Source organism: Flavimobilis rhizosphaerae (genome assembly GCF_014852685.1).
Lineage (GTDB): Bacteria > Actinomycetota > Actinomycetes > Actinomycetales > Cellulomonadaceae > Flavimobilis > Flavimobilis rhizosphaerae.
This window is the reverse complement of sequence record NZ_JACZDF010000007.1, coordinates 106,481-118,934: the sequence shown is the minus strand read 5'-3', so window position 1 is coordinate 118,934 and position 12,454 is coordinate 106,481. Positions and strand designations below refer to the sequence as shown.

The window sequence follows — 12,454 nt, the reverse complement described above, 5'->3', positions numbered from 1 at the left end:
CGGGACTCAGGTCCGGGGCTCCCCCGACGAGTCAGTGACCGAGACGACCTTCCACCCGCCGCCGTCGAGCACGAGCCGGAGGGTCTGCTGCATCGCCCCGCCGCCAGGGACGAGCGCGTACGTCATGGCGACGGTCGCCGACGCCGAGTCCTGGCTGACGACCTCGGCGGCCCTCACCTCGGCGCGGACCTGCGGCGGCACCTCATCCCCGCTGAGCACTCGCTCGACGAACGCACGGTCGGCGTCCCGCACCGGCCCCGCGGCGACGAGCTCGCCGAGGCGCGCATCGACGTCCGCCGCGGCCTGCGTCCGCCGCGACGCGGGCACGGGGGCAAGGGCCGCCAGCAGCTCGACCCGACCGACGGTCGCCCGGCGGGCGGCGGCGGCGGGGTCTCCGGGTCCGGACACCTCCGTGTCCTCCGGGACAGGATCCGTGCCCGATGCGTGCGCCCCGGGCGCTGGCGCGCCTGCGGCGACCGGGTGGTCCTCGGGCTGCGACGGTGGCGCCGCAGTCACCTGCGGCGTCGCGGACGCGGCCGCGGGACGGCTCCTCGGCGCATCGCCGAACGGCGCGCCGTGCACTGCCACGCCGACTCCGCCGGCCACGAGGAGCACGACGCCCACGACGACGCCATGTCGGCGCCCGCGGCCGCTTGGACGTCGCAGGCCCCGCAAGGATGCTCCACCGGGGGTTCGTGCTGCGGCCGTCCGCCCGGGCGCACCCGGAACCTGGGCTGAGGAGGCCTGCGCGTCCGATGGGCGTCGTCCTCTTTGCCCCGTCGAGCTTGCGGCCACACGGGTCGGGGCTGTCGGCCGCGCCGGGAGCGTCGTCGCGGGCGCCGCGGTGCTGCCGGCAGCGGGGTCGTGCGTCCTCCTCTCCCCCGGCTCCGGCGGCCGGAGCCTGCCGTGACGTCGCGCCTGCGGCGGTGCGACGACGAGCGGGGCGGGGCCGCCTCTGACGATCTCGCGCCAGTCGCCGCCCAAGGCTTCACCATGTGCCGCTGCCCCAGCGACCCCGGACGTCGAGGGACTCGTCGTCACCGACGCGTCGCCGAGGAGCTCGATCGCGCGCACCGCGAGGTCGCCGGGCGCGGGTGCCGCAGGCCCCGTCCCTGCGGTGAGCAGGTCCCGGACCCGGCGCGGAAGCGCCGTGCCGTCCCGCTCGGCCTGCCGGGCCACCGCGCCGGCCACCGCACGGGTGACGTCGGACAGGTCGGAGGACGCCGCGGGGGGCTCCCCGCACCAGAGCCAGGGATGGAGCTGCGGACGCTCCTGCCATGCGCCGGCGGCACAGAGCGACGCCACGGCTGCGGCCCCAGGCACGTCGATCCCGCACGCGCGGAGCGCGACCGTTCCCCGGCACGCCGTGACGAGCACGTCGAGCAGCTCGCGTGCCGTCGCCGCACGGGCGACGTCCGGACGTCGCTGCGCCAAGGCAGGGAGCCACACGAGGACGAGCGTGCGCGGGGCCTCGGCGTCGGGATCACCGACCGGCAGAGCACCGACGAGCGGGACGACGTTCTCGTGCTCGAGTCCGAGGAGCGCCGTCGTCCGCGGGCGCAGCACCTCCCACCGTTCGACGCTCTCGACGGCGAGCGCCGTCACGTCGTGCACGACGCCGTCGTTGCTCTCCGCCATCCACGGCCCTGTCGTGTCGCGGTCGTCGACAAGGCGGAGGCCGAGGCGCAGCAATGCCTCGTCGACGTCCGGCTGGTTCACGGGGGCATCCCGCCCGGGCGTCGGGTCGGGGACGGCCCCGGACGTCGCCCCGACGACGCGCCAGACGTCCGGCCCCGATGATCTCGGCGGTCTGAGGTCGGCACGCGCCGCATCGTCGGGCTCGGGCAACACTCTGCGCTCGTCGTCCATCCCTGCATCCAAGCGCGTCGCGGCCGTGCGTGGGCGTCATCCACAGGCTCCGGTGCACGGGCCGCGGACCGCGCCGACGGTCCGGGCCGCCACGGGTTACCGTGGCGGCATGGATGTCGTCGACCTCGGTCTCGGGACGCAGCTGCGCGACTTCGAGGAGACCTGGGAGCTGCAACGTCGCGTCCACTCGGACGTCCTCGAGGGCCGCCGGCCCGACACGCTCCTCGTGCTCGAGCACGCCGGCGTCTACACGGCCGGACGTCGTACCCGGCGCAGTGACCTGCCGACGGACGGCACGCGCGTCGTTGAGATCGACCGCGGCGGACGCATCACGTGGCACGGCCCCGGACAGCTCGTCGTGTACCCGATCCTGCGTCTCGCGGAACCGGTCGACGTCGTCGCGTACGTGCGCGCCCTCGAGGAGGCGATCATCACGCTGTGCACGGACCACGGCCTCGCAACCGTCCGCGTCGACGGGCGCAGCGGAGTGTGGGTGCCCGGCGCGCCCGACGCGAAGGTCGCCGCGATCGGCTGCCGGGTCGCCAAGGGCGTGACGATGCACGGGCTCGCGCTCAACGTCGACCCGGACCTCACCGCGTTCGACCGGATCGTTCCCTGCGGCATCGATGATGCCGACGTGACGTCCCTCACGCGTGCGACGGGCGTCCCGCTCACACCCGCTGGCGTCGCCGACCGGCTCGTCGACCACCTCGCCCGCGAACTGGCGCCGTTGCGCGCTTCCGGGCCCTCCGACCTCGTCCGACGGACGCTCGAGGAGTCGTCCGCCTGACCTGCGGGGCAGCGTCCGGCAACCGGATCCCCGCCCGCGACGACAGCCCCCGACGTACGCTGGGACCTCCGTCCCTGAGAACCCAGGAGAGCACGTGACGATCGCACCCGAGGGCCGCCGCATGCTGCGGGTCGAGGCGCGCAACGCCGCCGTCCCGATCGAGAAGAAGCCGGGCTGGATCAAGACCCGCGCGACGATGGGCCCGGAGTACTCCGAGCTCAAGGATCTCGTGCGCTCGGGCGGGCTCCACACCGTGTGCGAGGAAGCCGGCTGCCCCAACATCTACGAGTGCTGGGAGGACCGCGAGGCGACGTTCCTCATCGGTGGCTCCGAGTGCACGCGTCGCTGCGACTTCTGCCAGATCGACACGGGAAAGCCCGCCGCGCTCGACCGTGACGAGCCCCGGCGAGTCGCGGAGTCGGTGCGCCAGATGGGCCTCAAGTACTCGACGATCACGGGTGTCGCCCGTGACGACCTGCCCGACGGCGGTGCTTGGCTCTACGCCGAGACGGTGCGGCAGATCCACGCCCTCAACCCGGGCACTGGCGTCGAGCTGCTCATCCCCGACTTCAACGCGGTGCCCGAGCTTCTCGCCGAGGTCTTCTCGTCGCGCCCCGAGGTGCTCGCGCACAACCTCGAGACCGTGCCACGCATTTTCAAGCAGATCCGGCCCGGCTTCCGGTACGACCGCTCCCTGTCCGTGCTCACGCAGGCGCGCGAGGCCGGCTTCGTCACGAAGTCGAACCTCATTCTCGGCATGGGCGAGACGACCGAGGAGGCCGAGGAGGCGATCGTCGCGCTCCACGAGGCCGGTACCGACCTCCTGACGATCACCCAGTACCTCCGCCCGAGCCCGCGACACCACCCCGTCGATCGCTGGGTCAAGCCCGAGGAGTTCGTGCACCTCTCGGAGGTCGCCGAGTCGACCGGCTTCCTCGGCGTGATGTCCGGACCGCTCGTCCGCTCCTCCTACCGCGCGGGTCGCCTCTGGGGACAGGCCATGACGCGCCGCGGCCTCGAGATCCCTGCCGAGCTCGCGCACCTTGCCGAACCGACGACGTCGCGCCAGGAAGCCGCTCACCTCCTCTCCCAGCAGCCGACGTCCTGACCGGGACACCCTCGAACGGCACTAGACTGGCGATCATGGCCCGCAAGAAGGATGACGCCGCTGCGCCCGCGCAGGCGGCCACGAAGAAGACCAAGGTGAAGAAGCGCCGGTGGTACCACCAGGTGTGGGACGCCTACAAGATGACGGTCACGCAGGACCCCGCCGTGCGCTGGTGGATCCTCGGGACCTTCGCTGGCATCCTCGCCGTCGCGATCGTCCTCGGCATCGTGTTCGAGAACCTCTGGTTCTGGGGCATCCTCGGCGTGCCGACCGCCGTTCTCGGCGCGATGTTCGTCCTCGCGCGACGCGCCGAGAGGGCCGCGTACGCACGGATCGAAGGCCAGCCCGGGGCGTCGCTCGCCGCGCTCGGCACGATCCGGCGCGGCTGGACGTTCGACCAGGAGCCCGTCTTCATCGACCCGCGCACGCACGACGCGGTGTTCCGGGGCGTCGGTCGCCCGGGCGTCGTCCTCTTCGTCGAGGCGCCCGCGGCGCGCGCACAGCGTGTCGGCGAGAACGAGCGCAAGCGTACGGTGCGCGTCCTGCCGAACGTCCCTGTGACGGTCGTCCAGATCGGCCGCGAGCCCGGGCAGATCCCTCTGCCCAAGCTCGTCCGCCACGTGACGAAGCTCAAGCCGGCGATCAACAAGCACGAGATCTCCGTCGTCCTCAAGCGCCTCCAGGCGCTCGGGACCGCGCGACTGCCGATCCCCAAGGGCATCGACCCCACGCGCATGCGCGTCGACCGCAAGGGCATGCGCGGCCGCTGATCCACCCCGCTCCGACGGCGTGAGGCGCCCACCCCAGGCGGGGTGGGCGCCTCACGTCGTCGGAGCGTCCGGACGCTGTCAGAGACGCACGAGCACCGTGCCCGCACCGCGGTCGTGCAGGCCACGACCGTCGCCGTCCCACACGACGGCGGGGATGACGAGGCACAGGAGGACCGACCGCACCGCGGCACGCAGCGGCCCGACGAACGGCGCGCGGTCGAGCCGGCGCACACCGATGCCGAAGATCCTGTGACCGAGGGTGAAGCCGAGAAGCCCGACGAGCACGACGTTCTCGGCGAGGAACACGAGCAGCGTCGCGGTCGCGTTCCCGTCGAACAACAGCGCCGACACGCCCATGCACGCGAACCAGTCGAGGAACAGCGCGGGCACGCGCCGCCCGAGGGTCGCGAGCGAGCCCGGGCCCTCCGCGGGAAGCCCGAGCCTCTCGCCCGCCGGGCCGTCGCCCGCCGGGGCGCCCTCCAACCATGAACCGATGTCTTCTCTCGAGACCACGGCACCAGCCTACGTGGGCCGCACGGGGCTTCCGTTCACACGAAACTCACGTGCGGGCCGCACGCGTAACACGTCCGAAACATCAGGGTCACGGTCGAGAAATCGCGCCCTCCTAGGTTGGGACATGCCCGATCGAGGGCGCCCCACTCTCCCCAAGGAGCTACGGATGTTCACCACCGCCGAGGAGGCCATCGCCTTCACGCGTAACGAGGGCGTCGAGTTCGTCGACGTGCGCTTCTGCGACCTGCCCGGAGTGATGCAGCACTTCAACATTCCGATCGCGCAGTTCGAGGAGTCCGCCTTCACGGACGGCATGATGTTCGACGGGTCCTCGATCCGCGGCTTCCAGGCCATCCACGAGTCGGACATGAAGCTCATCCCCGATGTGACGACCGCGTACGTCGACCCGTTCCGCAAGCGCAAGACGCTCATCGTGAACTTCTCGATCGTCGACCCCTTCACGGACGAGGCCTACTCGCGCGACCCGCGCAACGTCGCGTTCAAGGCCGAGGCCTACCTGCGCTCGACGGGCATCGCCGACACTGCGTTCTTCGCTCCCGAGGCCGAGTTCTACGTCTTCGACGACGTGCGCTTCGCGACGACGCAGCACTCCGCGTTCTACTCGCTCGACTCCAAGGAAGCCGCGTGGAACACCGGCCGCGAGGAGGAGGGCGGCAACCTCGGGTACAAGACGCGCTACAAGGGTGGCTACTTCCCCGTCTCCCCCAACGACCAGATGGCCGACCTGCGTGACGACATGTGCGCGGTCCTCAACGAGGTGGGCCTCGAGGTCGAGCGCGCCCACCACGAGGTCGGCACGGCCGGGCAGCAGGAGATCAACTACAGGTTCTCCACGCTCACCGCGGCTGCGGACGACCTCATGAAGTTCAAGTACGTCATCAAGAACGTCGCGTGGGAGGCCGGCAAGTCCGTGACCTTCATGCCGAAGCCCCTCTTCGGGGACAACGGCTCGGGCATGCACTCCCACCAGTCGCTGTGGAAGGACGGCAAGCCGCTCTTCTACGACGAGGCCGGCTACGGCGGCCTCTCCGACATCGCGCGCTGGTACATCGGCGGTCTCCTCAAGCACGCGCCCGCGCTGCTCGCCTTCACGAACCCGTCGGTGAACTCCTACCGTCGCCTCGTGCCCGGCTACGAGGCCCCGGTCAACCTCGTGTACTCGGCCCGCAACCGCTCCGCGTGCATCCGCATCCCGGTGACGGGCTCCAACCCCAAGGCGAAGCGCGTCGAGTTCCGCGTCCCGGACCCGTCAGCCAACCCGTACCTCGCGTTCGCGGCCCAGCTTCTCGCGGGCATCGACGGCATCAAGAACCGCATCGAGCCCCCGGAGCCGATCGACAAGGACCTCTACGAGCTGCCCCCGGAGGAGCACGCGCTCATCCAGCAGGTCCCGGGCAGCCTCAACGAGGCGCTCAAGGCCCTCGAGGAAGACCACGACTTCCTCACCGTCGGCGGCGTCTTCACGCCCGACCTCATCGAGACGTGGATCGACTACAAGCGCACGCGCGAGCTCGACCCCATCCAGCTGCGTCCGACGCCGCACGAGTTCGAGCTCTACTACGACTGCTGACATCACGTAGCCGTTCCTGGCGGGGCCCGCACGCAGATCCTGCGCGCGGGCCCCGCCGTCGTTGCGGTAGGTTCGCTCTGCCCGCACCATGCTCCGTTGGAGGACCCCGTGACTGCTCCCGACGTCCAGCCGCGCTACCTCGACGAGGTCGACCCTGCGTCACGGCCCCCGCGCTGGCTGCCGAAGGCGCTCGTCATGTGCGTCGTCGCCGTCATCGTCGGCGTCCTCGCGTGGCGCGCGATGGGCATGCTCACGGCCCTCTTCACGAACCTCGTCATCGCGCTGTTCATCTCGCTCATGCTCGAGCCGATGATCGCGTGGCTCGTGCGCCACCGATGGAAGCGCGGCGCCGCGACGGGCGTCGTCATGGGCGGTGCGTTCCTCGCGATCGTCGCGATGATCGCAATGTTCGGGACGATGTTCGTCACGCAGGTCATCGAGCTCGGCAAGTCCGTCCCCCAGACCTACGAGAACATCCGCACGTGGGCGTCCGAGAGCTTCGGCGCCGAGCTGCCCGAGAAGGAGAAGCTTCTCGGTCAGGCGATCGACGGTTGGGGCGACGACATCGCGTCGTCGGCGCTCGGCATCGGCAGCTCGCTGCTCGGCTTCATCTTCGCCGTCATGACGATCGGCCTCGTCGTCTACTACCTGTGCGCCGCCGGCCCGAAGTTCCGGGCCGCGATCTGCTCGTGGCTCGCGCCCCGCAACCAGGTGACGGTCCTCCACCTGTGGGAGATCACGCAGGTGAAGGTCTCGGGCTTCATCAACTCGCGGCTCGTGCTCGCGTTCCTCTCGACGGCGTTCACGCTCGTCTTCCTCATCATCCTCGGCATCCCGTACTCGCTGCCGCTCGCCCTCTTCACGGGCATCGTCTCGCAGTTCGTGCCGACGATCGGCACGTACATCGGTGGCGCGCTGCCGGTCCTTCTCGCGCTCGCGCAGAGCCCCATGAAGGCGCTCGCGGTGCTCGTCTTCATCGTCGTCTACCAGCAGATCGAGAACTACATCTTCTCGCCGAAGATCTCGCAGAAGGCCCTCGAGATGAACCCGGCGGTCGCGTTCGTCGTCGTCCTCGCGTTCGGCGCCGTCTTCGGGGCGCTCGGCGCGTTCCTCGCGCTGCCCGTCGCCGCGACGATCCAGGCCGTCGCATCGACGTACCTGCGTCGGCACGAGCTCGTCGACTCGGCGATGCTCCGCGAGCACGAGCCCGCCGACGGGTGGAAGGGCACCGCGGACCCTGACGACGGTGTCGTGCGGGTCCCGACGATCGCGGCGGACGCCGACGGGACCGGGTCGCCTCAGGCGCCGTAGAAGATGCGGTCGACGACCGCGCGGCAACGGCGCGCGGTCCGCAGGTACGTCTCCTCGAGGTCATTCGCGTCGCGCCCGAGAAGTCGCGCGATGCCCTCGAGGTCACGCCGCGCCGCGGGCAGCACGTCCGTGCCCGCACCGTCCGCACGCCCCGACCACAGCACGTTCGCGTGACGGACCGACGATGCGAGGAGCCACGCCTCGCGCAGGACCTCGGCGTCAGTGGCCTCGACAAGACCCTCGTGGGCGAGGACGTCGAGAGCGTCGAGCGTCGATGTCGTCCGCAGGCCTGGCACCCGCCTCGCATGCTCGAGCTGAAGCAGCTGGACGGTCCACTCGACGTCCGCGAGGCCCCCGCGTCCGAGCTTGACGTTGCGCGCCGGGTCGCTCCCCCGCGGCATCCGTTCAGCCTCGACACGTGCCTTGATCCGGCGGACCTCCCGCGCCTTCTCGGGCGACAGCTCCGCCGGGTAGCGGATCGGGTCGACGATCGCAGCCACCTCGTCCCACAGCTCCTCGGGGCCCGCGACGCAGCGCGCCCGCAGGAGGGCCTGCGCCTCCCACACGAGGGACCACCGTGAGTGGTACTCGGCGAACGACGCGACGGACCTCACGAGCGGCCCGTTGCGCCCCTCGGGACGCAGTGTCGCATCGACCTCGAGCGACGGCTCCGGACCGACCTCCCCGAGCAGCTGGCGCAGCCGAGCGCAGACCGCGGTCGCGTACGCGTGCGCGTCGGACTCGTCGACGCCTGCGCGCGCCCGGTGGACGAACTGCACGTCAGCGTCCGAGCCGTAGCCCGACTCGTGACCGCCGAGCCGCCCCATGCCGACGACGAGGACGTCCGCGAGCGGCCCGTCGAGCCCGCGCTCCGCTCGGACCGCGTGGTGAGCGATGCGCAGCGCCGACGCCAGCACGACGTCGGTGACCCCGGAGATCGCACGAACCGCGCCGAGGACGTCGACGAGTCCGAGCGCCTCGCCCGCGCCGGTCCGGGCCAGTTCACGTCGACGCAGGGCGCGGACCGACTGCGTCGCGAACTCAACCTCGTCCGAACGCGTGAGCACCGCGTCGATCTCGATCGCGAGCCGCTCCGCACCGGGCGGCGCGAGCTCGGCGTCGTCGCCGAGCCACGACACGGACTCGGGCGAGCGTGCAAGCGCGTCCGCGAGGTAGCGCGCACCAGCGAGCAGCCGTGCGAGCCGGTGCGCGGCCGTTCCCGAGTCGCGCAGCAGCTTGAGGTACCAGTGGCTCGAGCCCAGCTCGTCGGACAGGACGCGGAACGCGAGCAGCCCCGCGTCAGGGTCCGCGCCCTCGGCGAACCAGCCGAGCATGACGGGCAGCAGCTGCCGCTGGATCGAGGCACGCCGTGAGACGCCCTCGGTGAGCGCTGCGATGTGCCGCGCCGCGCCCGCCGGGTCGCGGTAGCCGATTGCCGCGAGCCGCGCGCGAGCATCCTCCGGGCGTAGCGACACCTCGGTCGCTGAGAGGCGCGCGACCGCGGGCAGGAGCGGCCGGTAGTAGAGACGCTCGTGCATCGTGCGCACCACGTGACGGGTGTCACGCCAGGCGGCTAGCAGACCGTCAGCACCCCCCGCACGCAACCCGACCGAGCGCGCGAGTCGTCGCAGGTCGGTCTCCGCGGTCGGCAGGAGGTGCGTGCGAGCGAGGCCGGACAGCTGCAGGCGGTGCTCGAGCACGCGCAGGAAGCGGTAGCAGCGTGCCATCTCGTCCCGGTCGTCACGCCCGACGTAGCCGGCGTCGGTGAGAGCGTCGAGCGCCGTGAGCGTCGTCGCCGCACGGATCGAGCTGTCGGTGCGCCCGTGCACGAGCTGGAGGAGCTGGACGGTGAACTCCACGTCACGCAGACCGCCCTTGCCGAGCTTCACCTGCCGGTCCGCCTCGGCGGCCGGGACGTGGTTCTCGACGCGGCGGCGCATGGCCTGCGCGTCGGCGACGAAGTTCTCCCGCGCCACCGCCTGCCACACCATCGGCGAGACCGCGTCGAGGTACGCCTGGCCCAGCGCGGCGTCGCCCGCCACAGGACGTGCCTTGAGGAGCGCCTGGAACTCCCACGTCTTCGCCCACCGCTCGTAGTACGCGCGGTGCGACGCGACGGTCCGCACGAGCGGCCCGTCCTTGCCCTCGGGCCGCAGCGCTGCGTCGACCGTCCACAGCGGGGGCTCCCCCGACGGCTGCGCACAGATGCGCGCGAGCGCCGCCGCGAGTCGCGCACCGTCCTGGAGGGCGACGGTCTCGTCGCCGCCGTCGACGGGCTCGGCCACATGGATGACGTCGACGTCCGAGACGTAGTTGAGCTCGCGGGCCCCGCACTTGCCCATCGCGACGACCGCGAGACGCGTCCCGGCACCATGCCCAGGCAGGCCCGCCCGGGCGATCGCGAGGGCCGCCTCGAGCGCGGCCGCCGCAAGGTCCGAGAGTGCCGCCGAGACAGCAGGCATGACGTCCTCGGGCGAGGGCGACGCGAGGTCCCGTGCGGCGATCCGCGCAAGCCGCCGACGGTAGGCGCGACGCATCGCGTCGGTCACCGACGCGAGATCAGCGGACGAGGCCGCCTCCCCGGAGCCACCGGCCGTGAGCGCCCCGACGAGTGCGACCGGCACGTCCGCCGACGGGTCCGCTCCGACCGCCCGCAGCAGCTCGGCGCGCACGGCACCAGAGTCGACGCCGAGAGGCGTGGCGTCGTCGAGCACGTCCCCGAGGACGTCGGGGTGCCGGACGAGCTCGTCGCCGAGCGCGACCGACGCGCCGAGGACCGCCAGCAGCCGCGCGCGGGCGTCGTCGTCGGTCGCGAGCGCACGACGGAGCGCCGCCTCCTCGGGGCGCCCCGCGACGGCCTCCGCAAGCCTCACGAGTGCGAGCAGCGCCGCATCGGGGTCCGCGACCGGAGCGAGCGCCACGACGAGCGCATCCGTGTCGACGACGACGCGAGCAAGGGCAGCATCGGCGAGGAACGACTCGGCCCGCGCCACCTCGAGGAAGCCCGCGCGGCGTAGACGTGCGCCGGCCGACTCGCGCCGACCGCCCCCCGCACCAGGCACCGGGACGCTCACCCGCCGACCGCCACGCTCACAGGACGGGCAGGAAGCGCTCGAGCTCGAACGGCGTCACCTGCGAGCGGTACGCCTCCCACTCCTGACGCTTGTTGCGGAGCACGAAGTCGAAGACGTGCTCGCCGAGCGTCTCGGCGACGAGCTCCGAGCGCTCCATGAGGCGCACGGCCTCGTCGAGCGACTGCGGCAGTGGTTCGATGCCGGCCGCACGCCGCTCGGCGTCCGTGAGGAGCCATACGTCCTCCGCCGACCCCTCGGGCAGCTCGTACCCCTCCTCGATGCCCTTGAGCCCCGCGGCAAGCAGGACCGCGAACGCGAGATACGGGTTCGCCGCCGAGTCGAGCGCCCGGTACTCGATGCGCGAGGAGTTCCCCTTGCCCGGCTTGTACATCGGCACGCGCACGAGCGAGGAGCGGTTGTTGTGGCCCCAGCAGATGTAGCTCGGCGCCTCGGCGCCGCCCCACAGCCGCTTGTAGGAGTTGACGTACTGGTTGGTGATCGCCGTGATCTCCGCCGCGTGCGTGAGGAGGCCCGCGATGAACGCGCGTCCCGTCCTGCTCAGCTCGTGCTGCGCGCCCGGCTCGTGGAACGCGTTGCGGTCGCCCTCGAACAGCGAGAGGTGGGTGTGCATGCCCGAACCGGGGTGCTCCGCCATCGGCTTCGGCATGAACGACGCGTACACGCCCTGCTCGAGCGCGACCTCCTTGATGACCGTGCGGAACGTCATGACGTTGTCGGCGGTCGTCAGGGCGTCCGCGTAACGCAGGTCGATCTCGTTCTGGCCCGGACCCGCCTCGTGGTGCGAGAACTCGACCGAGATGCCCATGGACTCGAGCATCTGGATCGCAGCACGACGGAAGTCGTGCGCGTTGCCGCGTGCGACGTGGTCGAAGTAGCCGGCCTGGTCGACCGGCACGAGCGGATCACCGGCGGAGAGCGGAGCCTTGAAGAGGTAGAACTCGATCTCGGGGTGCGTGTAGAACGTGAAGCCCTTGGCGGCCGCACGGTCCATCGCACGCTTGAGGACATGGCGGGAGTCCGCGAGCGAATGCGTACCGTCCGGGTTGAGGAGATCGCAGAACATCCGCGCCGTGCCGTTGCGGTCCCCGCGCCACGGCAGCGTCTGGAACGTCGACGGGTCGGGGCGCGCGACCATGTCGGCCTCATAGACGCGCGTGAGGCCCTCGATCGCGGACCCGTCGAACCCGATGCCCTCGGCGAAAGCGCCCTCGAGCTCGGCCGGGGCGATCGCGACGGACTTGAGCATGCCGAGGACGTCGGTGAACCAGAGACGGATGAATCGGATGTCGCGCTCCTCGACGGTGCGAAGCACGAACTCCTGCTGCTTGTCCATGCGCCCATCCTGCCCGACAAGTGTTACGAGCACGTTGCGTACCCCGCGTCGGACGGCATCCACCTGCGTCGTCG

The 12,454-nt window shown here is 71.5% G+C and carries 9 protein-coding genes; 5 read left to right on the top strand and 4 right to left on the bottom strand.

The annotated features are described in order from the left end of the window. Positions 1-6: 6 nt before the first annotated feature. Positions 7-1,719 (bottom strand): hypothetical protein, encoded by a 1,713-nt coding sequence (locus IGS67_RS12090; RefSeq protein ID WP_192281406.1) that lies wholly within the window; start codon positions 1,717-1,719, stop codon positions 7-9. 259 nt (positions 1,720-1,978) lie between these two features. Between IGS67_RS12090 and lipB the strand changes: the two genes are divergently transcribed. From lipB to IGS67_RS12075, 3 genes are all read left to right on the top strand, one after another. Beyond that, the gene (gene lipB / locus IGS67_RS12085; RefSeq protein ID WP_192281403.1) at positions 1,979-2,659 is read left to right on the top strand and encodes a lipoyl(octanoyl) transferase LipB; all 681 of its coding nucleotides are present in this window, start codon (positions 1,979-1,981) and stop codon (positions 2,657-2,659) included. A gap of 94 nt (positions 2,660-2,753) precedes the next feature. Then, on the top strand, positions 2,754-3,767 hold the full coding sequence (lipA, locus tag IGS67_RS12080; protein ID WP_192281398.1) for a lipoyl synthase: 1,014 nt from the start codon (positions 2,754-2,756) through the stop codon (positions 3,765-3,767). Positions 3,768-3,802: 35 nt separating this feature from the next. Next, complete coding sequence (locus IGS67_RS12075) at positions 3,803-4,537, top strand: DUF4191 domain-containing protein (protein ID WP_192281395.1); 735 nt, start codon at positions 3,803-3,805, stop codon at positions 4,535-4,537. A 78-nt stretch (positions 4,538-4,615) separates the two neighbouring features. Here the strand turns inward: IGS67_RS12075 and IGS67_RS12070 are convergent, their stop codons facing one another. After that, positions 4,616-5,050, bottom strand: coding sequence for an RDD family protein (locus tag IGS67_RS12070; protein WP_192281392.1), 435 nt, complete (start codon positions 5,048-5,050; stop codon positions 4,616-4,618). A gap of 166 nt (positions 5,051-5,216) precedes the next feature. On the opposite strand from IGS67_RS12070, the gene glnA reads away from it, so the two are divergent. Then, complete coding sequence (gene glnA, locus IGS67_RS12065) at positions 5,217-6,641, top strand: type I glutamate--ammonia ligase (RefSeq protein ID WP_192281389.1); 1,425 nt, start codon at positions 5,217-5,219, stop codon at positions 6,639-6,641. A 108-nt stretch (positions 6,642-6,749) separates the two neighbouring features. Further along, a complete protein-coding gene (locus IGS67_RS12060; protein WP_328742607.1) occupies positions 6,750-7,952 on the top strand; it encodes an AI-2E family transporter in 1,203 nt (400 codons plus the stop codon). On the opposite strand, the gene IGS67_RS12055 is transcribed toward IGS67_RS12060, so the two are convergent. Both IGS67_RS12055 and IGS67_RS12050 read right to left on the bottom strand, forming a co-directional pair. Further along, a complete protein-coding gene (locus IGS67_RS12055; protein ID WP_328742606.1) occupies positions 7,940-11,026 on the bottom strand; it encodes a bifunctional [glutamine synthetase] adenylyltransferase/[glutamine synthetase]-adenylyl-L-tyrosine phosphorylase in 3,087 nt (1,028 codons plus the stop codon). The two genes, IGS67_RS12060 and IGS67_RS12055, sit on opposite strands and share 13 nt — an antisense overlap. A gap of 16 nt (positions 11,027-11,042) precedes the next feature. Continuing rightward, a complete protein-coding gene (locus IGS67_RS12050; protein ID WP_192281386.1) occupies positions 11,043-12,380 on the bottom strand; it encodes a glutamine synthetase family protein in 1,338 nt (445 codons plus the stop codon). Positions 12,381-12,454 lie beyond the last annotated feature (74 nt).

Bases quoted from the DNA above. Each gene is read 5' to 3' on its own strand.
- IGS67_RS12050 (WP_192281386.1), bottom strand. From the start codon at position 12,380: ATGGACAAGCAGCAGGAGTTCGTGCTTCGCACCGTCGAGGAGCGCGAC.
- IGS67_RS12075 (WP_192281395.1), top strand. From the start codon at position 3,803: ATGGCCCGCAAGAAGGATGACGCCGCTGCGCCCGCGCAGGCGGCCACG.
- glnA (WP_192281389.1), top strand. From the start codon at position 5,217: ATGTTCACCACCGCCGAGGAGGCCATCGCCTTCACGCGTAACGAGGGC.
- lipB (WP_192281403.1), top strand. From the start codon at position 1,979: ATGGATGTCGTCGACCTCGGTCTCGGGACGCAGCTGCGCGACTTCGAG.